This is a genomic window from Streptacidiphilus jiangxiensis, from assembly GCF_900109465.1.
In the GTDB taxonomy this organism is placed as follows: domain Bacteria; phylum Actinomycetota; class Actinomycetes; order Streptomycetales; family Streptomycetaceae; genus Streptacidiphilus; species Streptacidiphilus jiangxiensis.
On record NZ_FOAZ01000028.1, the window covers coordinates 66,703 to 86,190 of the forward strand.

Annotated in this window: 16 protein-coding genes; 8 read left to right on the forward strand and 8 right to left on the reverse strand. The window is 73.9% G+C overall.

All coding sequences use genetic code 11. The features are described 5' to 3' along the window. Window positions 1–69 precede the first annotated feature (69 nt). Window positions 70–735 (reverse strand): NAD(P)H-binding protein, encoded by a 666-nt coding sequence (locus BMY61_RS37105; RefSeq protein ID WP_042457357.1) that lies wholly within the window; start codon window positions 733–735, stop codon window positions 70–72. A 177-nt stretch (window positions 736–912) separates the two neighbouring features. Between BMY61_RS37105 and BMY61_RS37110 the strand changes: the two genes are divergently transcribed. Next, entirely contained in the window at window positions 913–3,252 is a 2,340-nt protein-coding gene (locus BMY61_RS37110; RefSeq protein WP_075004209.1) for a protein kinase domain-containing protein, read from the forward strand. Window positions 3,253–3,323: 71 nt separating this feature from the next. After that, window positions 3,324–3,983, forward strand: a complete 660-nt coding sequence (locus BMY61_RS37115) for a TetR/AcrR family transcriptional regulator (protein ID WP_052439363.1) — start codon at window positions 3,324–3,326, stop codon at window positions 3,981–3,983. On the opposite strand, the gene BMY61_RS37120 is transcribed toward BMY61_RS37115, so the two are convergent. Beyond that, a complete protein-coding gene (locus tag BMY61_RS37120) occupies window positions 3,970–4,830 on the reverse strand; it encodes a GNAT family N-acetyltransferase (RefSeq protein WP_042457363.1) in 861 nt (286 codons plus the stop codon). The two genes, BMY61_RS37115 and BMY61_RS37120, sit on opposite strands and share 14 nt — an antisense overlap. A 152-nt stretch (window positions 4,831–4,982) precedes the next feature. Here BMY61_RS37120 and BMY61_RS37125 point away from each other — a divergent pair, with 152 nt between their 5' ends. Both BMY61_RS37125 and BMY61_RS37130 read left to right on the forward strand, forming a co-directional pair. Continuing rightward, the gene (locus BMY61_RS37125; protein ID WP_143094706.1) at window positions 4,983–5,678 is read left to right on the forward strand and encodes a hypothetical protein; all 696 of its coding nucleotides are present in this window, start codon (window positions 4,983–4,985) and stop codon (window positions 5,676–5,678) included. 98 nt (window positions 5,679–5,776) lie between these two features. Continuing rightward, window positions 5,777–6,148: a YbjQ family protein gene (locus BMY61_RS37130; protein WP_042457369.1), complete on the forward strand. Its 372-nt coding sequence runs from the start codon at window positions 5,777–5,779 to the stop codon at window positions 6,146–6,148. Window positions 6,149–6,172: 24 nt separating this feature from the next. Here the strand turns inward: BMY61_RS37130 and BMY61_RS48115 are convergent, their stop codons facing one another. Both BMY61_RS48115 and BMY61_RS37140 read right to left on the reverse strand, forming a co-directional pair. Beyond that, window positions 6,173–10,198, reverse strand: coding sequence for a SpoIIE family protein phosphatase (locus BMY61_RS48115; RefSeq protein ID WP_052439365.1), 4,026 nt, complete (start codon window positions 10,196–10,198; stop codon window positions 6,173–6,175). 219 nt (window positions 10,199–10,417) lie between these two features. Next, window positions 10,418–10,741 (reverse strand): hypothetical protein, encoded by a 324-nt coding sequence (locus tag BMY61_RS37140; protein ID WP_042457372.1) that lies wholly within the window; start codon window positions 10,739–10,741, stop codon window positions 10,418–10,420. Window positions 10,742–10,868: 127 nt separating this feature from the next. Between BMY61_RS37140 and BMY61_RS37145 the strand changes: the two genes are divergently transcribed. Then, a complete protein-coding gene (locus tag BMY61_RS37145; protein ID WP_280521070.1) occupies window positions 10,869–11,705 on the forward strand; it encodes a peptidylprolyl isomerase in 837 nt (278 codons plus the stop codon). A gap of 59 nt (window positions 11,706–11,764) precedes the next feature. After that, on the forward strand, window positions 11,765–12,643 hold the full coding sequence (locus BMY61_RS37150) for a hypothetical protein (protein ID WP_042457376.1): 879 nt from the start codon (window positions 11,765–11,767) through the stop codon (window positions 12,641–12,643). Here the strand turns inward: BMY61_RS37150 and BMY61_RS37155 are convergent. From BMY61_RS37155 to BMY61_RS37170, 4 genes are read right to left on the reverse strand one after another with little or no spacing between them, the layout of a single operon-like run. Then, window positions 12,565–13,566: a phytoene/squalene synthase family protein gene (locus tag BMY61_RS37155; protein ID WP_236656601.1), complete on the reverse strand. Its 1,002-nt coding sequence runs from the start codon at window positions 13,564–13,566 to the stop codon at window positions 12,565–12,567. The two genes, BMY61_RS37150 and BMY61_RS37155, sit on opposite strands and share 79 nt — an antisense overlap. A 6-nt stretch (window positions 13,567–13,572) precedes the next feature. Then, window positions 13,573–14,229 (reverse strand): DinB family protein, encoded by a 657-nt coding sequence (locus BMY61_RS37160; RefSeq protein ID WP_042457379.1) that lies wholly within the window; start codon window positions 14,227–14,229, stop codon window positions 13,573–13,575. A 42-nt stretch (window positions 14,230–14,271) separates the two neighbouring features. Then, window positions 14,272–15,966, reverse strand: a complete 1,695-nt coding sequence (locus BMY61_RS37165) for an acyl-CoA dehydrogenase family protein (RefSeq protein WP_042457383.1) — start codon at window positions 15,964–15,966, stop codon at window positions 14,272–14,274. Further along, window positions 15,959–16,603, reverse strand: a complete 645-nt coding sequence (locus BMY61_RS37170) for a TetR family transcriptional regulator (protein WP_042457386.1) — start codon at window positions 16,601–16,603, stop codon at window positions 15,959–15,961. The genes BMY61_RS37165 and BMY61_RS37170 overlap by 8 nt, the downstream gene beginning before the upstream one ends. Window positions 16,604–16,766: 163 nt before the next feature. Here BMY61_RS37170 and lepB point away from each other — a divergent pair, with 163 nt between their 5' ends. Both lepB and BMY61_RS44520 read left to right on the forward strand, forming a co-directional pair. Next, a complete protein-coding gene (gene lepB / locus BMY61_RS37175) occupies window positions 16,767–17,519 on the forward strand; it encodes a signal peptidase I (RefSeq protein WP_236656602.1) in 753 nt (250 codons plus the stop codon). A 320-nt stretch (window positions 17,520–17,839) separates the two neighbouring features. After that, window positions 17,840–19,488: putative Ig domain-containing protein (locus tag BMY61_RS44520; RefSeq protein WP_075004210.1), on the forward strand; the 1,649-nt coding region annotated here is incomplete at its 3' end.

Genomic DNA, 19,488 nt, shown 5'->3' on the forward strand with positions numbered 1-19,488 from the left:
TGTCGCGCCCACGCGGCGAAGCCGCACATCCGCAGAGCCCCGCGCCCTTGGGAAGTGCAACGACCTCGCTCAGGAAAGGCTCTGCACCGCAGCTGCCGCAGGAACCTCGCCGCTGGTGAGTTCCAGGACCTGTCCCACGCCCGCGCCGGAGGCGAGCAGCTCAGCCAGGACCAGCGCCACGTCCGCGCGCGGCACGCCGCCCCGGGCGAGAGGCGGGGCGGCCAGCGTCACGCGGCCCGTCGAAGGGGTGTCGAGCAGGCGGCCAGGACGCAGGATCGTCCAGTCCAACGCGGCGCGGCCGCGCAGGTCGTCCTCGGCCTGGGTCTTCGCGTCGATGTAGGCCGCCCAGACGGCGTCCGTGCCAGGCGCCGGGGGCGAGCCCGCGCCCATCGTGGAGATCTGCAGGAAGCGGCGGACCCCGGCCGCCTCCGCCGCCGCGGCCAGGGTGACGGAGCCGTCGCGGTCGACGGTGTACTTGCGTTCCGCGCTGCTGCCCGGGCCGGCGCCCGCCGCGAAGAGTGCGGCGTCCGCGGACTCGCCGCGCAGCACGTCGGCGACCCGGGCGACGGAGGAGTGCTCGAGGTCGAGGACGACGGGCTCGGCGCCCGCCGCGCGCAGGTCGTCGGCCTGCGCGGGGTCCCGGATCAGGCCGATGGCCAGGTCGCCGCGGCGGGCGAGTTCGCGGGCGAGCAGGAGGGCGATCTGACCGTGGCCGCCGGCGATGACGATGCGCATGTCCGCACGCTAACAGTCGCACCCGTACCGACCGTGGGACGACGCGGCGGCCGGGCGAAACCGCCGACCGGGATCGACCTGTGGGATCGGGTGCCGTCGGACGCGCGGCGGTGGCACAATCCTCGCCGTCGAACCGGCCGTGGGCCGGCGGAACGATTCGCTTGACGGGGGAGACGCATGCAGGAACTGGAACCGGACGATCCGTCAACGGTGGGGCCGTACCGGCTCGTCGCGAGGCTGGGCGCCGGAGGTATGGGGCTGGTCTACCTGGCCCGCAGCGCGGGCGGGCGGACGGTCGCGGTCAAGGTCGTCCGCGCCGAGCTGGCCGGTGATCCCGACTTCCGGGCGCGCTTCCGGCGCGAGGTCGCGGCGGCGCAGTCGGTCGACGGCGCGTACACGGCACCGGTCGTCGACGCCGACCGGGACTCCGCGGCGCCCTGGCTGGCCACCGCCTACGTGCTGGGGCCGACACTGGCGGAGGCCGTCGCCGGGTACGGGCCGATGCCCGAGGGAACGGTGCGGGCGCTGGGCGCGGTGCTGGCGGAGGCGCTGCAGGCGATCCACGCCGCCGGGCTGGTCCACCGCGACCTGAAGCCGTCCAACGTGCTGCTGACCGCGGACGGGCCGCGAGTGATCGACTTCGGGATCGCCCGGGCGCTGGACGGCTCGGGCATGACCTCGACCGGCGTGGTGGTGGGTTCGCCGGGCTTCATGTCACCCGAGCAGGCCGCGGGCCGCAGGGTCGGTCCGGCGGGCGACGTGTTCGCGCTCGGCTCGGTCCTGGGCTTCGCCGCGAGCGGGCGCGGGCCGTTCAGCGAGGCCGCCTCGGCGGCGGAACTGCTCTACCGGGTGATCCACGAGGAGCCGGACCTGTCCGGCGTGCCGGAGCCGCTGCGGGAGACCGTCGCCGCGTGCCTGGCCAAGGACCCGGCCGCGCGGCCGACGCCCGCCCAGGTGCTGGACCTGCTCGCGCCCGACGGGGCCGCCGGGTTGCTGCGCGGCGCTTGGCTCCCGGCGGAGGTGTCGGCCGAGATCGCCCGGCATGCCGCCCGCGTCATGGAGCTGGAGACACCCGCCCCGCGCTCCGCCTCCGCCGGGTCCGCCGGGACGGCCGAGTCCGCCGCCTCCGCCGGGTCCGCCGGGACGGCGACGGCCGCTGACCCTGCCGATGCCGCGGGCGGCGCCGCCACGGTCGCCATCGGGCCCGGCGCGCCGGGCACCGTCGGCGGGACCGGAACCGGGACCGGGGCGGGAGCGGCTGCGGCCACGACCCCGCCGCAGCCCGCCTCGCCCTCGCGGCGCACGCTGCTGCTCGGCGGCCTCTCCGCCCTCGGCGTGGCCGCCGTCGGCGGAACCGTGTACGCCTTGACCCGGAACGACGCAGGCACACCCGGTCCGGCCGCGTCGCCGTCCGCCGGCCCTTCGCACACCGCCGCGCCGAGCGTGCCGGCCCGACCGGCGGGCGTGGCGCCGACCCCGCTGTGGACGTACCAGGCGAGCCGTCAGTTCGGCAGCCGGCCACTCTTCGTGGGCGGCAGGCTGCTGGTGGCGGACACGAACCTGACGGCGCTGGACCCGCACTCGGGCAAGGCGGCGTGGACGGGTCCGGCCATCGGGCCCGGCGTCGTGCAGCGTCCGATGTTCCTGGGCGGCGGGCTGCTGGTGATGATCGACGACAACCAGGACCTCGCCGCCGTCGACCCGGCGACGGGGGCACAGCGCTGGTCGCTGCCCACACCACCCCAGTTCGGCTTCACCGCGCTGCTGGGCGCGAACGACCGCGGTGTCTTCGTCGGTGGCACGCAGTACCCGCTGGACGCGAGCGGACACCCCGTCATCGGCGGGAGCACCGACCAGTCGGTGGTCGTCGGACTGGACACGCAGTCACGGAAGGTCCGTTGGGTCCAGCAGCGGCGCAGCACCCTGGGCTACGACGTCATGGGGTTCTCCACGCCGAAGTACGTGATCTACACGAACGACACCAACAACGTCGTGGTGCGTGACCAGGCCACGGGCACGCAGGTCTGGTCCCAGGACTACGGGGACCCGAAGTGGACCACCTCCGAACTGCCGCTGCTCGGTGGCGACACACTGTTCCTGCCCGGCCCGCGACTGCTGGGCTTCGGCCTGGACAAGGGCGACCAGCGCCTGCGGCTGCAGGCGCCGACCAACCGGTTCTTCGAGTCGCTCGCCTACGCGGACGGCGTCGTGTACACGACCCTCGGCGACGACACGGCCCTGGCGATCGACGCCCGGTCCGGAACCAAGCTGTGGAGCACCCCGGTCGTCGCCGACGGCCTGCCCACTGCCATGCTGGTGGTCGGTGAAACCGTCTTCTGCCCTGTGCTGGCCGACAGCGGCAACGACGCCAACGCGCTGACCGCGCTGGACCGGGCCACGGGCAAGCCACTGTGGACGTTCCAGGACGGCGGCTCGGACGAGTGGTGGTTGGAGACCGACGGCACCGTGCTCTACGCCGCACACGGCGAGCGCGTCTACGCCCTGCCGGCCCGCTGAGCTGTGGAATCCTTGCCCGTGTGATAAATGAACAGTGGTTCATTTATCACACGGGCGGAAGCGAGTGGACGGTGGCCGGACGACCACGCAGCATGGACGACGCGGCGATCCTGGACGCCGCCGCGCGGGTGATGGGACGGACCGGCCCCGCCCGGTTCACCCTGGCCGTGCTCGCCGCCGAGGTCGGACTGGTCCCGGCCACGCTGGTGCAGCGGTTCGGCTCGAAGCGGGGGCTGCTGCTCGCGCTCTCCGCGCGCACCGTCGGGCAGGCCGACACCGCCGCCGACCAGGCCCGGGAGCGGCACGCCTCGCCGCTGGCCGCACTCGGCGCGCTGGTCGCGGACGTGTGGGCGGCCGGGACGACGCCCGAGGAGTACGCCAACCATCTGGCCTTCCTCTGCGCGGACCTCACCGACGACGAGGCCCGCGCCCGCGCGCTCGCCGCGCACCGGGCCCAGGACCGGGCCACGGCGGCACTGCTCGCCGAGGCGGTCACGACGGGCGAGCTGCGCGGGGACACGGACGTGACGGCGTTGACGGCGACCGTCCAGTCGGCGGTGACGGGCGCGGGCCTGCTCTGGTCGCTGGACCACCGCGCGACGCTGACGGTTCGCCGCCGCGAGGCGCTGGACGCCGTCCTCGCTCCCTACCGCACCGCGTCGGACCGGGGCGCGTCGGACCGGCCCGCGTCCGACCGGGGCACGTCCGACCGGGGCGTCAGGGAGCGGTGAACTCCAGCACGGTGTGGTCACCGAGGGGCCGGTAGCCGATCCGCTGGTAGAGGGCGTTGCTGGTCGGGTTCGCCAGGTCCGTGAAGAGCAGCACCTGCTCGGCGCCGGACTGCTGCAGCTCGCGACTGGCCTGCGTCACGACCGCGCCCGCGTAGCCGCGCCCGCGCAGGTCCGCGGGCGTCCAGACGGGCGCGATCCGCACCTGCCCGGCGACCCGCGGGGACCAGCCGACCATGGAGACCGGACGTCCCGCCGTGTCCGTCCACAGCAGTACGCGGCCGTCCGCGACACGGCCGGCGACGTGGTGGTCCTGCGGTCCGCCCTCACCGATGAACACGGCGAAGTCGGCGAACCAGCCTTCCAGCAACGGCACGTCCGCGGCGGTCGCGAGGCGGGCGGCTCCCTCGGGCACCGGCCCGGGGGCGGTGACCTCGCCGAGCCGGAACAGCCGCTCGGCGCGAAAGACCTGCCAGGGACGGCCGCTCGCCTCGGCGAACGCCCGCACGGTCGCGTCCTCCCCGATCACGGTGGGGACCTCCCCCAGCACCAAGGCAAGCGCGCGGGCGGACGGCTCGCCCATCACCCCGAGCAGCGCCCCCCGCGGCGGCGTCTGCGCGAACGTGGCCACGACCGCGCCGTCCCGGTCGCACTGCCAGCCGAACCGCGCGGGGTGCTCCGCGTCGAAGGCGAACGGTCCACGCCGACGCACGGTCTCACTGACCGTCAGCACGAGGGTGTTGGCGGCCGGATCGGCGGCGAGGTACGGGTCGGCGGCGGCGCGGAACTCCTCCACGTCCTCCGTCAACCGCCAGTCGGCGAGTTCGGCAGGTCGGTCGTGCTCGGCCATCGCGGTCCGGCCCCTTCGTCGCTCGGTTCGGACGTGTGCAGCCTATCCGGGCGAGGCGTGCAACCTTTCCCGGACCGAGCGCGGTGAGGAGGGTGAGGGTACCCGACCGGGCTCCCTCGTCAGCGAGTTGTTCCCGACCACTGAGGAGTCCTGTGTCTGTCACTCGCGCCAGGGGAACCCGTTGGAAGATGCTCGCGGGGGCGGGCGTCGCAGCCGCCGCGGCCACGGGCGTCGCCCTGTCGGGTGTCGCGTCGGCCTCGACCACGACCGGCGCCGCGCCGGCGGGTCTGACGGCCGCCCACGCCGCTGCCGCCGCGCACGCGGCGCCCGCCGCCGTCTCCGCCCAGCCGAACGTGGTGAGCGTGCTTGTCGGCCAGGGCCGGATGGGCGGCGTCACCTGGAAGGTGGACCTGGAGTACTACCGTCACCTGCCCAAGGGTTTCAAGGTCGTCCTGCCGCCCGGCATCCCCACCCCCAAGTACACCGGGCTGGTGTGCGAGCGGATGTACCTGGGCGGCGTCCGCATCGACCACCAGGGCGGGCCGTGGGCGGACTGCCAGCCGGTCACCGGGCCGAAGTCGCCGCTCGGCGACGAGAGCCTGAACGGCTTCTCCGGCAAGGGCACCTACGGCTACCGGCTCTTCGTCGGCGAGCCCATCCCGCGCACCACCGCGTACGCGGTGATGACGTTCACCGACGGCCACACCTACCGGGCGCGGACCGTGCGCATCCCGGGGACCGACTTCGCGGCCTTCGCGATCCCGATCAGCAAGGGCCACTACATCCGCAGCGTGGACACCTTCACCGCGAGCGGGCACCGGCTCACCCACGAGACCATGTGGCACTGACGCCGTGACGCTGTGACGCCGTGAACGTGCCGGCACCCGGACACGCCGGGTGCCAGCACCACTGCGCCCGGGGTGCCCGGTGGCACAGAATGAGCCCCATGACCGACATCAACGAGTACGGCGGCGGACAGCACACGGCGGACGTCCTGGTCGTCACCACCAACGACGTCCCCGGCTACCGCGTGGACAAGATCATCGGCGAGGTCTTCGGCCTGACGGTCCGCTCGCGCAACATCGGCAGCCAGATCGGTGCCGGCCTCAAGTCCCTGGCGGGCGGCGAACTGCGCGGCCTCACCAAGACCCTCGTCGAGAGCCGCAACCAGGCCATGGACCGCCTGGTCGAACAGGCCCGCGCCCGCGGTGCCAACGCCATCCTGATGATGCGCTTCGACGTCTCCGACGCGGCGGGCATGGGCAGCGAGGTCTGCGCCTACGGCACCGCGGCGGTCATCAGCCCGATCGCGCCGTAGTCCCGATCGTCCCGTGGGGCCGACTCAGGGCGCGCCCTCGGCGAGGGCGTTCGCCATCGGACCGATCGGGAGCTCCAGCTCCAGCCAGACCAGCTTTCCACCGGCCGTCGCACGGCTGCCCCAGCGGTAGGCGAGCTCGTTGATGAGCAGCATGCCGCGGCCGCCCTCGTCGTCCGCGTCCGCGTGGCGGACCCGGGGGACGCGGGCGTCGGTGTCGGCCACCGCGATGCTGAGCACGCGGTCGCGGATCAGGCGCAGTTGGGTGGGGTGGCCCGCGTGCAGCAGGGCGTTGCTGACGAGTTCGCTCACCAGCAGCTGGGCGACGTCCGTCAGGCCGGTCAGCTGCCAGGCTGCCAGCGTCGCGCGGACGAAGCGCCGGGCCTCGCCCACCACCTCGGGGTCGTCGGAGAGATCCAGCACCGCGATCCAGTCCAGGCGGCGCGGCAGGACGCGGGCGAGGATGACCGCGATGTCGTCCTCGCTGTTGCCGGCCGCCAGGGCCTCCAGCACGGCGTCACAGCGTTGTTCGAGCGAGTCGCGCTCCTCCGCGACGGTGTCGCGCAGGAGTTCCAGGCCGACGTCCAGGTCGCGACCCCGGCGTTCGACGAGGCCGTCGGTGTAGAGGCAGAGCAGCGCCTCGCCGGGCAGGGTGAACTCCGTCGCCTCGAAGGGGACTCCGCCGACGCCCAGCGGGGCGCCGGTCGGCAGCGTCAGCAGCACCGCCGTGCCGTCGGGCTCGACCAGTACCGGCGGGAGGTGGCCCGCGGAGGCCACGACGACCCGGCCGTCGAGAGGGTCGAAGACGGCGCAGACGCAGGTGGCGAACTGACCCTCGCCCATCGCCGCCGCGGTCTCGTCCAAGCGGCGCAGCACCCGGTCGGGGGCCAGGTCCATGCCGATGAGCGTCCGCGCCGCGGTGCGCAGTTGGCCCATGCTGGCGGCCGCGCGCATGCCGTGGCCCATCACGTCGCCGACGACCAGGGCCACCCGCCCGCAGGAGAGCGGGATGACGTCGAACCAGTCGCCGCCGACCTCGCTGATGACGCTGGCGGGCAGGTAGCGGTAGGCGATGTCGAGCCCGGGCGTGGTGCGGATCTCCTGGGGCAGCAGGCTGTGCTGGAGCATCAGCGCGGTGCTGCGCTCGCGCCGGTAGAGCCGGGCGTTGTCGATCGCGACGGCGGCGCGCGCGGCGAGCTCCTCGGCCAGGGCGACGTCGTCGTCGTCGAAGGGCGTGGGGTTGTGTCCCATGCGGATGAACTCGGCCCCGCCGAGGACCTGACCGCGCGCCAGCAGGGGGACCATCAGATAGGAGTGCACGCCCGCGCTCAGGGCCGGTTCGACGCGGTTCTCGTGCGAGGTGATCCGGTGCATCGTCTCCACGTCGACGTGCGCGAAGAGGATGGACCGACCGGTGCGCAGGCTCTCGGCGTAGATCGCGGCGGAGCGGGAGACCTGGCCCACCTGGTCGGCGGCGCTGCCGAGCAGGTTGCCCTGGACCTCCCCGACCGCGACGGCCCGCAGCAGCACCCGGCCGTCCGGCGGCATCAGCGGCTGGTCCTCCTCGATGAAGCCGTCCTGGACGACGGAGTCGAGCAGGTCCACGGTGACGAAGTCGGCGAAGCGCGGCACCACCAGTTCGACGAGCTCCTCCGCCGTGCGCTGCAGGTCGAGGGTGGTGCCGATCTGGCTGCTGGCGTCGTTGAGCAGGGCCAGCCGCGCCTGGGCGGCCTGGGCCTCGACGAGGGCCTGCTCGCGCGCGGTGGAGGCGGCCCTTTCCCGGGTGAACAGGCGGGCGTTGTCGATGGCGACGGCCGCGCGGGAGGCCAGCTCACCGGCCAGCGCCAGGTCCTCCTGGTCGAAGGGGCGGTTGTTGACGGTCCGGTAGAAGCAGGCGACGCCGAGCGCCGCGCCACGCGCGATCAGCGGCACCACCATGAACGACCGCAGGCCGTCCTCCCGTACCGCACGGGCCCGCAGCGGATCGGCGTCGAACCAGCGCAGCGCCTGTTCGTCCATCTCCGGCACCAGCACCGGGCGCCGGTGGGCCAGGCACCAGGCGTAGGGGGTGGCCGGGTGGAACCGGTGCACGGTGCCGACCTGGGCGATCGGGTTGATGCCCTCGCCGGCGCCACTGTGGTAGCCGAGCCGTCGCAGCAGCGCCGACCGGTCGGCGGGGCCGCGGGGCTCGATCGAGCCGTTCCCGCCGTGCGCGATGTCCTCCAGCACCTCCACCACGACGCTGTCGGCGAGCCCCGGCGAGGCCACCTCGGCCAGCTCCTGCGCGGTGCGCTGCAGGTCCAACGTGGTGCCGATGCGCGCGGACGCCTCGTTGACCAGCGCCAGCCGGGTGCGGGCGGCGTTGGCCTCCTTCAGCGCCAGCTGACGGGCCAGCAGGGTCTGGTGCTCGCGCAGGTACAGCCGGGCGTTGTCGATCGCGATGGCGGCGCGGGAGGCGAGCTCGTCGCCGAGGGTCACGTCCTCCTGCTCGAACGCCTCCCGGTCGCCCCGCCGCAGGTAGACCACCATGCCGAGGACGGTGCCGCGGGCCACCAGCGGCGTGATCCGCACCGGTCCGGTGCCGCCCGTCCCGCTCTCCCCCGTGCCGGGGGCGGCGCCGAGCAGGCCGGTCAGCAGTGCGTCCGCCTGCTCGTTCGCCTGGCCGCCCGCGGGGAGCGTGACGGTTCGGCCGGTGGCCATCGCCACGGCGTAACCGGATCGAGCGGGGACGGCGAGCACCTCGCCGCGCCGGGCCTCCTTGCGGCCGGGCCCGGCGCCGGTCCCGGGACCGGGCGGTCGTGCGGCGGGGTCGGACCGCTCGGAACCGGCGGGTCCGGTCCCGGCCGGCGCTCCGGCGCCGTTCCGCTCGCCACCGCTTCCGCTCCCGCTGCCGGCGGCGCCGACTCCGCCGGGAGCATGGGCGGCGCGGTCGCCGGAGCCCGTGTCGGACCGTCCGGGCTCGGGCTGCAGGCCCGCGACGGCCAGGCGGCGGACGGACCTCGGGGTCTCTCCCACGGAGCCCAGCGCACCCGGGCGGGCCCGGGTGGTGCCGCCCTCCGGTTCGACGGGCTCCTCGGCCTTGCCGGTGGCGACCAGGTGGTCCAGGACGAAGACCGCCGCCACGTCGGCCACCCGCGGGACCATGGCGTCGACCAGCTCGCGGGCCGTGCGGACCAGCTCCAGCGTGGTGCCGATCCGGGCGCTGGCGTCCGACAGCACCTCCAGGCGCTCGCGCGCCCGCACGGCCCGCTTCTCGGCGTGGAAGCGGGCGGTGACGTCCACGATGGTGGAGCTGACGCCGAGCACCCGGCCGCTGGGCTCCTCCAGCCGGAAGTAGGACGCGGACCAGGCGTGCTCGTTGTCCGGATCGCTCGGGGTGAGGCCGTGCGAGCGCGCGTCGACGACGGGTTCGCCGCTGATCAGGACCGAGCGCATGACGGCCTCGATCTCCTCGCCGTTCAGCCCCGGCAGCACCTCGGTGACCCGGCGGCCCAGGTGCTCCTCGACGCTGAGGCCGTTGGTCGCGGCGAGCGCGTCGTTGAGGCGGACGAAGCGCAGGTCGGGGTCGTAGACGGCCATGCCGACCGGTGCCTGGGTGAAGAAGCTGTCCAGCACCGCGAGGTCGGACTCCAGCTGCCGCAGCGAGCGCACGTCGGAGGCGACGGCGAGCACGAGCGGGTGGCCGTTCGGGCCCTTCAGCGGATGGGTGCGGAACTCCAGGTTGACCAGGTGCCCGTCACGGTGGCGCACGGGGAACACGCCCGACCAGTCCCGGCCGCTCAGGATGCCGGCGAACAGCTCCAGCACCATGTCGCGGTTCTGGGGCGTGGTGAGCAGGTCGGCGGCGCGGCGGCCCATGGCCTCCTGGGGCGAGTAGCCGAGGAGCGACTGGGCGTCGCGGCTCCAGTGCAGGATCGTGCCGTCGTCGAGAATCAGTGCCGTCGCGATCGGTATCGTCAGCAGCCCGCCGGGACGTGCCTGCACCCCGGGCGCGGTGAAGCTGTCGTCCAGCCCGCCGTCCGGCTGCGCGCTGCCCTGCTCGTCGGATCGCATCGCCAGGTAACCGCCAAGGTGACAGCTGCCCGCGCGCCTGCGCGTCGTGCGCGCCGGCCGCGCCGTGCAGCTCGCGCCGCTCGCGCCGTGTGGAACTACCTCCCCATTCTTCCCGCGAGTCCCCGCCCTCGCGCGCCCAGTACCCGCCGACCGGGGAGCGGGGCAGCGGGGGCACGGCGCACGGGTGCCCCGGCGCGTGAGCGCCGGGGCACCGCATGGTCAGGCTTCGCCCGGGTGCCAGGGCGGCCACTCCCACGGCCGGTCGGCCCAGTGGACGAGCTCCGCGTCGTCGAGGTCGAGCTCCGGGTAGGCCTGGTGCACGCGCGGCACGAACTCCTCCCGCCCCAGGGGCTCGAGCATGCCGCCACCCATCCGGACCAGCCGGTAGCGGCTGTCCGCGGCATAAGGGGCGACGTCGACGAGCGGCTGCTGGGCCGCGTGGTGGAAGCTGCCGCCCTCGCTGTCGACGACGTCCTCGGTGCGGGCACCGGGCGCGGCGGCCATGGGCTGGGCGGGCTTCTTGTGTCGTTGGAGCAGTTTCATCGTGTGTCCACCTCCGTGGTCACCACCCCGGCGGATCTGTGTGGATCTGCCGCCGGACACCTCCACGGTACGCGCGGGGCGGCTGGTGCGCGTAGTCGGGCGCGGGGCGGGGAAGTTCTGTGGGGTCATGCCAAGAACGGACACCGTCGTCCCCTGGAAGGACCTCTCGATGCGCTCGTTCCCACGCCGGAACCGCACCGCCACCGCCACCGCTGCCGCCGTCACGGCCGGTACGACGGCCGCTCCGCACCGCCGCCGCTGGCTCCCGCTGGCGGCCGCCTCCGCGCTGGTCCTCGGCCTCGGCACCACCGCCGCCGCGGACACCTCCGGCGGCGCGGGCAGCGAGAGCCTCGCCCCGGCCCCGCACGCGGCGTCCGCGCACGCGCGGGCGACGGCCGCGGACAACCCGTGCGGCTTCGTCGCCTCCGTGCCGGCCGACCGCTTCAAGGGCATCCCCGCCTTCGACGCGAAGAAGGCCGCACGCCCGTTCTCGGTCAGGCTGCACACCAGCCAGGGCACGGTCACCTTCCAGGCGCTGACGGCCGCGGCGCCGTGCACCACCTTCTCGTTCCGCTTCCTGGCCCAGCACGGGTTCTACGACCGCACCCACTGCCACCGGCTCACGACCCAGCGCATCTACGTGCTGCAGTGCGGCGACCCGACCGGCACCGGTTCGGGCGCGCCCGGCTACTCGTTCAACGACGAGAACCTCACCGGCGCGACGTACCCCGCGGGCACGGTCGCCATGGCCAACGCCGGTCCGAACACCAACGGGAGCCAGTTCTTCTTCGTCTGGAAGGACACCAAGCTCTCCCCCGCCTACACGCCGTTCGGGCGGGTCACGGCCGGTATGGACGTCCTCCTCAAGATCGCCGCAGGCGGCGAGGACGACCAGAACGGCCCGGGCGACGGATTCCCGACCCTGCCGGTGGACATCCACCGGGCCCAGATCGTGAGCAACTGACGCACCGTCCTCTCGCGTCTCCCTGCCGACGGGCGGACGGGGAGACACGAGGGGGCACGGTGGAAGAGGCCGGGAGCGGGGAGGTCGGCGGCGACAGGGAGGCGGCCTGGCGGGTGACCCGCGGGCTGCTCCTCGGGTGCGCCTGGCTGCTGCTGATGCTCGCGACGGTGTCGTGGTGGCTCGTCGGCATCTTCACGGGGTTCAGCGCCCGCGTCTGGTACGCGCTGACCGGCGTCCTCTACGTCGTGAAGGCGGTCGGCCTCCAGTTCGCCTCGCTCGGGATCGCCGGCGCGGACGACCGGCTGGAGTGGTACCTGCAGCTCGGCTTCTGGTGGGGCGTCGCGGCGTGTGCCGCGGGAATCCGGTGGTCGGCGGCCCCCGGCAGTGCGGCGCGCCGCACCGCCCGGGTGGCCGCCGGGATCCTGGGGATGGCCCTGTCGATCGTCTGGCCGCTCCAGGCGGGCGTCGTGGGGTTGCTCTGTCTGCTGGGAACGCGACGGGCCGCCCAGCGGTCCCGGCGCGCCCGGGCGGGGCGAGTGGCTGTGGCCGCCCTCAGCGCGGTCGCCCTGGTCGGCGGCTCCTGGTGGCTGTTCGGCACGCTCGCGCCCGTGCAGGACTGGACCCGTGCGCCGTCGACGGCCTCACTCACCGGCCGCTGGCACGGCTCCGACGGCGAGGTCCTGGACCTGCACGCCGACGGCACCTTCAGCGCCGCGGGCTTCCCACCCGGCCTCTGGGCGCCTGTCGCGGGCCCGGTCACCGACCTCTGGACCGTGCGCTTCGCGAACGGGTCCGCCGTGCTCCACTTCGACGTCCAGTCGGCCCCGGACGGCACGAGCGGCCCGATCGATCTCGTCGTCTACGGGTTTCCCTCCCCCAGCCGGCTCTGCCTGGCCGAAGGACCCGACTCCCCCTGCGATCCGGTGTTCAGCCGCTGAGCGCGCCGCGCCGCCCGGTACTCGCGCCACACCAGGCCGAGCGCGGCGAGGAGGGCGGGGCGCGCGCCCTCGCGCAGCAGGGCGGTGGACTTCGCGCGGGCGGCCTGTGCGGTGAGCTCGTCCAGGCGCACCATGACCCGCACCATGGGACGGGTGGCGGCGGGCGTGAGGTCGACCAGCGCGCGCCCCTCGGCGAGGGACGCCTCCGAGAGGTCCAGCAGGTGCGCGAGCAACGCCCCCACGGCCTCCGTCCCGCGGCCTGCGACCAGGTCCTCCCGGGTGACCGCGAAGGCCGTCAGGGTCTCCTGCGGGACGGTCAGCCGACCGGCCGCCAGGTCCTCGGCGAGGTCGGCGACGAAGTCCACCCGCTGACCGCCGTCGATCCACGCGCGGCAGGCGACGCGCAGCTCCGGCGAGACCGGCGCCAGCACGCAGGCCGGCACCAGCACCGCAGGCAGCGAGTACGCGTCCACGTACGCCTGGTACTCCGCCTCGTCCGCGAATCCGGCGAAGTCGAGGTCGGTGAGCGCGGTGTCCAGGTACGCCGTGACGTGCCCGCCCAGGGCCGGGAGGACGGCGCTGCTGTGCACGAGCGCCCTGACCAGCGGATCCGCGCTCGCCCCGCCGACGAGCGCGGCGCGCACCTCCCGGTCCCACCGGGCGAACGCCTCCCGGCGGAGCGCCACCGGCCCGGAGTCCAGCATGTCGTCGGTGCGGTGCATGAACGCCGTCGCGACGACCAGGTGCGGCACGAGCTCCGGCGGCACCAGCAGCCGCGCGGCAAGGTACGCCTCGGTCCGGTACCGCAGCACCGCCCGGCGCTGCGCGCCGTAGTCACGGCGCAGCGCCGGGTCGGCGACACCGGCGGCGTCGAGCGCGCGGGTCCATCGGGTCAGGGGGTACCAGGGGTTCGGGGAGCTCACGGGTGATCAGCTTGGCACATCCGGACGGCCCGCCCACTCCCGGTACAGGTCGCGCAGCAGCGCGATCTCCGCGCCGTGGTGCAGCACCTCCTGGTTGACCCACCACACGACGTCGAGGAAGCGCTCCTCCGCGTCGCTGCCGTTCGGGTAGGTGCTGTGTCCGACCTTGTCCAGCGTCGCGTCGTCCGCGACCGCGAGCAGCGCCTCCCGCCAGGCCCGCGCGCCCGCCTCGAAGGCGGCGACCGCGCCCACCGCGTCGCCGGGGTTGACGTGGTCGTCGCGGGTCAGCCGGTGCCCGCCGACGGTGTACTCGGCGCGCAGCGCGAGCATCTCGGCCAGATGACCGAGGCGCCAGGCCAGGGTGGTGAACGGCGGCGGCACGGGGTGGACGGGCGCGGTCTCGCGTCCCCACTCCCCCGCGCCGACGAGGACCGTGGCACCGGTCCCGAGAGCTGCCGTCCCGAGAGCAGCGGCGGCGCGCGGGCGCACGCTCCAGGCACCGGGGACGGGCTCCCAGAGGAACTCCGCGTCCGTCAGCGGCGGGACGGGGATCTCCAGGCCGTTGCCGCTGTCGACGAACGGGCCGCCGAGGCGCTGCACCAACCGCAGGCAGGCGAAGTCGTACTGCTCGAGCAGTGGTTCCAGCCGTCCGGGTACCGCCATGCCGCGCCCACCTCCGTGGTCCTGCTCGCCTGTGAGTGATCGTCAGTCTCGCAGCCCCTGCGGAGTGCGGGCGAGCAGGTTTTCGAGCGCCACGCCGTCCGGCAGGGTGCCGAAGGCGAGGCCGTGGTCGTCGGTGAGCCGCGCGGCGCAGAAGGCGTCGGCGACGGCGGTCGGGGCGTGGCGGACCAGAAGGGAGCCCTGGAGCACCAGGGCGAGGGACTCGACCAGACGCCGGGCGCCCGACTGGGCGTCGGCCGGGGTGGCCGACGCGGCCCGGGCCAGCCGGCCGCGGACGCGCTCCCACGCCGCGTCGAGGCGGGCGTCGGCGCCCTTGGCCGCGTCGATCTCGGCGGCGAAGGCCTGCACGGCCTCCGGCTCGCGGCCGAGCGCGCGCAGCACGTCGAGGGCCTGGACGTTGCCCGAGCCCTCCCAGATGCCGTTGAGCGGGGCGTCGCGGTAGAGCCGCGGCAGGCCCGAGGCCTCGTCGTAGCCGTTGCCGCCCAGGCACTCCAGGGCCTCGGCGACGGCGGCGGGCTGGCGCTTGCACACCCAGTACTTGCCGACGGCCGTGGCCAGCCGCAGGAACGCGCGCTCCTGCGCGTCGCCGCGCTGGGCGCGGTCGGTGGCACCGGCCAGCCGCAGCGCGAGCGTCGTCGCGGCCTCCGACTCCAGCGCGAGGTCGGCGACGACGTTGCGCATCAGTGGCTGGTCGATCAGCTTGGCGCCGAAGACGGAGCGGTGGCGGACGTGGTGGTCCGCCTGGGCGAGTGCGGCGCGGATGCCGGAGGCGGAACCGAGCACGCAGTCCAGGCGGGTCGCGGCGACCATGCCGATGATGGTCCGCACGCCCTGCCCCTGCGGGCCCACCAGCCAGGCGACGGTGTCGTCGAACTCAGGCTCGCTGCTGGCGTTGGAGCGGTTGCCGAGCTTGTCCTTCAGGCGCTGGATGCGGAAGGTGTTGCGACTGCCGTCCGGCAGCACCCGGGGCACCAGGAAGCAGGACAGGCCGCCGGGCGCCTGGGCGAGCACCAGGAACAGGTCGTTCATGGGGGCGCTGGTGAACCACTTGTGGCCGCGCAGCCGCCAACTGCCGTCCGGCCGCTCGGTGGCGGCGGTGGTGTTGGCGCGGACGTCGGTACCGCCCTGCTTCTCGGTCATCCCCATGCCGGCCAGCAGGCCGGGCTTGCCCAGCGGTGCGGAAAGGCCCGGCCGGTAGACCCGGCTGGTGAGCAACGGCTCGTACTGGGCCGCCAGTTCCGGCTGGGTGCGCAGCGCCGGGACGACGGCGTAGGTCATCGAGATCGGGCAGCCGTGGCCCGGCTCCGGAGTGCTCCACACCATGAACCCGGCCGCGCGCGCGACATGGGCGCCGGGCCGGGTGTCGGCCCAGGGCGCTCCGGCGAGGCCCTCGCGGACCGCGATGTCCATCAGCCGGTGGTAGGCGGGGTGGAACTCGACCTCGTCGACGCGGTTGCCGTAGCGGTCGTGGGTGCGCAGCTCGGGCTCGAACCGGTTGGCCTGGTCGGCCCAGTGCTGCACCTCCTCGCTGCCGGCCAGACGCCCGACGCGGTGCAGGTCCTCCTCGTACCAGCCTGCGCCCTCCCGGTGCAGGCCCTCCAACAGCACCGGGTCGGCGGCGACGTCGTGGCCCACGAGCGCCGGGGGCTGGTTGGTCACCTCGTGGGTGCGGGCGGTGGGCTCGCTGCGCAGTGCGCCCGTCATCGGTGTATCAGTCATCGGAGCCTCCTGGACCGGCGGTCGGGACGGTGGGTGCGCCGGCGCAGCGCAGCGCCAGGGCGGTGAGTTCGAGGAGCAGGGCGTCGGCGGCCTCGGCGCTGCCGGGGACGGCGAGCGGGTCGACCAGCACCTCGCCGACGGCGCCGGTCAGCGCGGCGGCCGTCACCTCCGGATCCTGCGGCGGCAGCAGGCCCACTGCGACGCCCTCGCGGACCACGTCGGCGAAGAGCGCGCGGTAGCGGCGGCGGAACTCCAGCCGTTCGGCGCCGACCGCCTCGTCGGCGGGCGCGGCGAGCAGCGCGTACGCGAGCCCGCGGCGCTCCAGGGCGCGCCGGGCGAAGACCTCCACTCCGCAGGCGAGCCGTTCGGCGGCGTCACCGCGACTCTCCCGGAGCACCGCGCCCAGCACCTCGACCTCGCGCCCGGCCGCGCGCCGGAACACCTCGACGGCGAGCGCGGACTTGGAGGGGAAGTGCTGGTAGACGGAGCCGGCCGACATCCCGGCGGCCGCGGCCACGGCCCCGACCGACGCCCCGCCCCAGCCGACCTCACCGACCACGGCGGTCGCCTCCGCGACCAGCCGCTCCCGCGCGGCGTCGAGCCGGGCACGGACGGCGGGGGTTTCACGGTAGGCCATGAAAGAAGTGAACCACGATTCAGAGCTTGGGAGAACTCCCTGACGGCAGGGGAACTCCCGTTCGTTGGTACTGCCGATGACCGAGGGGACCGGACGGGATCAGGGGGACGCGGTGGCGAGGAGCGGGCGGCGCGGCGGGGGTTCGTTCCTGAGGGAGTCGGCGGTGGTGGTCGTGTCCGCCCTCGTCCTCGCCGTCCTGGTGAAGACCTTCGCCTTCCAGGCCTTCTCGATCCCCTCCGACTCGATGAACAACACCCTGCTCAAGGGCGACCGGGTGCTCGTCGACAAGTTCAGCCCCTGGTTCGGAGCCACCCCGACCCGTGGGGACGTCGTGGTGTTCAAGAACCCCGGCCACTGGCTGGACGACACGCCCGAGGCGCCGCAACCGCACAGCGGCTTCGGTTACGACGTGCAGAACCTGCTGAGCGACGTCGGCCTGATGCCCGCCGTGGACCAGAGTTTCCTGATCAAGCGGGTGATCGCCGTCGGCGGCGACACCGTCAGCTGCGTGGCCGGGCAGCCCGTCAAGGTCGACGGCGTCGCCCTGCACGAGCCCTACCTCTACCCCGGCGCGACGCCCTGCGACGAGGACGCGGTCGGCACCGTCGTCGTCCCCAAGGGCGACCTGTGGGTCATGGGCGACCACCGCAACGACTCCGCGGACTCGCGCTACCAGCGGATCCACGGACGTGGCGGCGGCTTCGTGCCGCTCTCGGACGTGGTGGGGCGGGCGGACGTCGTGGCCTGGCCGCTCGGGCGGTGGGCGACGCTGCCGGAGCCGGCCACGTTCCAGCAGGCGGGGCTGACGCGACCCGACGACGGGCTCACCGAGCCGATCGCCGTCGGCGCGATCGTCGCGGTCGTGCTCGCCGGCGCCGCCTTCCTGCTGCGCCGCAGGCGGCGTCAACGGGCGTGAACACCCGCTGATCAGGCTGCATTTGATACTTGATCAGAGTTCATGCGCACGTAACAGAACCTCACTTCACTGTTTCTGTGCGGGCGCTGTTGACCACAGGTCAACAACTCTGCTTTGCTACACCACGGCCAGTGGTGCAACTCTCGGCCCGACCTGATGACAGGTCGTCATCTCTCAGGTTTCGCGCCACCTTTCTCCGAGCTCTTCTCCCCGTCGACACCCGCATCCGGGCCACCGACGGGCGTTCTGCGTGCATGGCAATACCGTCCGGACCAACCAGGCCGGGCGGCTGGCAGAGTGCAGAGAGGACCACCCCCAAGATGGGCAACACCACTCGCCGCGACTGGCGCCGACTGGCCGTGAGCGGCCTGGCGACGCTTTCGCTCGCGACCGGCGCGGCCATGGCCGCGGCCGCCTCCCCCGCTGCGGCCAGTCCGGCTGCCGGTCACGGCTCCGCCGTGGCCAATCCGTACAGCCCGGCCTACGGGCACTCCTACCGCCACGGTGTGATCCCGACCCGTGCCACTGCGGCCAAGATGAGCCAGTGGGCCTCCGGCCACAACTCGCCCCAGGTGGCGACCGGCCCGGAGACCCTCTCCTACGGCGGCGGCATCAACGGCGTCGGCGTCCTGGACGGCCACGCCAAGGTCTACCTGGTCTTCTACGGGAACCAGTGGGGGACGCAGTCCACCAACAGCAGCGGCGACGCCACCTTCTCCGGTGACGCGGACGGCGCCGCCGCCGCCGCGCAGGAGATGTTCAAGGGCATCGGCACCGGCAACGAGCTGTGGTCCGCGGACCTGACGCAGTGGTGTGACGGACCGAACGTGTCCTCGGGTGCGACCAGCTGCCCGAGCAACGCGAGCTTCGTGCCGTACCAGAGCGGCGGCGTCCTCTCCGGCGTCTGGTACGACAACTCCGGCGCCTCGCCGTCGGCGGCGTCCGGCAACCAGCTCGGCAGCGAGGCCGTCAACGCGGCCGGCCACTTCGGCAACACCACCGCCGCGTCCAACCGCGACGCGTACTACGTGATCCTCTCGCCGACGGGCACCAACCCGGACAACTACCAGGGCCAGTACTGCGCCTGGCACGACTACACGGGTGACTCCTCCCTCACCGGCGGCGCGGTCAGCAGCCCCTACGGCGACCTGGCCTTCTCCAACCAGCCGTACAACATGGACTCCGGCTCCGGCTGCGGCGTCGGCTTCGTCAACAGCCCCGGAACCCTCGACGGCTGGACGATGACCCTCGGCCACGAGTGGCACGAGACCATGTCCGACCAGTTCCCGGCGGGCGGCTGGACCAACCAGCAGTCCGGCAGCTCCTACAACGGCCAGGAGAACTCCGACGAGTGCGCCTGGCTCTCCCCGGGCACCGCGGGCGGCGCGGCCATGGTGACCATGGGCACCGGCACCTTCGCCGAGCAGGCCAGCTGGTCCAACGACACCAACGCCTGCGCGATCTCGCACCCGATCGTCAGCCACGGTGAGTCGGTCACGGTCAACAGCCCCGGCAACCAGAGCGGCACCGTCGGCACCGCGGTCTCGCTCCAGGTGTCCGGCTCCGACTCGGCCGGCAACTCCCTGACGTACTCCGCCAGCGGCCTCCCGGCGGGCCTGAGCATCTCCTCCTCCGGCCTGATCTCCGGCACCCCGACCACGGCGGCCACGTCCAGCGTCACGGTCACCGCGACGTCCAGCACCGGCGCGACCGGCTCGGCGTCCTTCACCTGGACGATCAGCACCAGCGGCGGTGGCGGCAACGGCATCACCAACGGCGGCTTCGAGACGGGTAGCTTCTCCGGCTGGACCACGACCGGCAACGCGGCCGTGTCCACCTCCGCGAAGCACAGCGGCAGCTACGGCGCCATGCTCGGCCTGACCACCCCGTCCAACACCTCGACCGCGGCGCAGACCTTCACCGCGCCGACCGGCTCGACCAAGCTGTCCTTCTACTACAACGTGACCTG

Excerpts from the sequence above, each read along its gene's own strand:
- BMY61_RS37105 (WP_042457357.1), bottom strand. The coding sequence starts at position 735 with ATGCGCATCGTCATCGCCGGCGGCCACGGTCAGATCGCCCTCCTGCTC.
- BMY61_RS37110 (WP_075004209.1), top strand. The coding sequence starts at position 913 with ATGCAGGAACTGGAACCGGACGATCCGTCAACGGTGGGGCCGTACCGG.
- BMY61_RS37120 (WP_042457363.1), bottom strand. The coding sequence starts at position 4,830 with ATGGCCGAGCACGACCGACCTGCCGAACTCGCCGACTGGCGGTTGACG.
- BMY61_RS37130 (WP_042457369.1), top strand. The coding sequence starts at position 5,777 with ATGACCGACATCAACGAGTACGGCGGCGGACAGCACACGGCGGACGTC.
- BMY61_RS48115 (WP_052439365.1), bottom strand. The coding sequence starts at position 10,198 with ATGCGATCCGACGAGCAGGGCAGCGCGCAGCCGGACGGCGGGCTGGAC.
- BMY61_RS37140 (WP_042457372.1), bottom strand. The coding sequence starts at position 10,741 with ATGAAACTGCTCCAACGACACAAGAAGCCCGCCCAGCCCATGGCCGCC.
- BMY61_RS37145 (WP_280521070.1), top strand. The coding sequence starts at position 10,869 with ATGCCAAGAACGGACACCGTCGTCCCCTGGAAGGACCTCTCGATGCGC.
- BMY61_RS37160 (WP_042457379.1), bottom strand. The coding sequence starts at position 14,229 with ATGGCGGTACCCGGACGGCTGGAACCACTGCTCGAGCAGTACGACTTC.
- BMY61_RS37165 (WP_042457383.1), bottom strand. The coding sequence starts at position 15,966 with ATGACTGATACACCGATGACGGGCGCACTGCGCAGCGAGCCCACCGCC.
- BMY61_RS37170 (WP_042457386.1), bottom strand. The coding sequence starts at position 16,603 with ATGGCCTACCGTGAAACCCCCGCCGTCCGTGCCCGGCTCGACGCCGCG.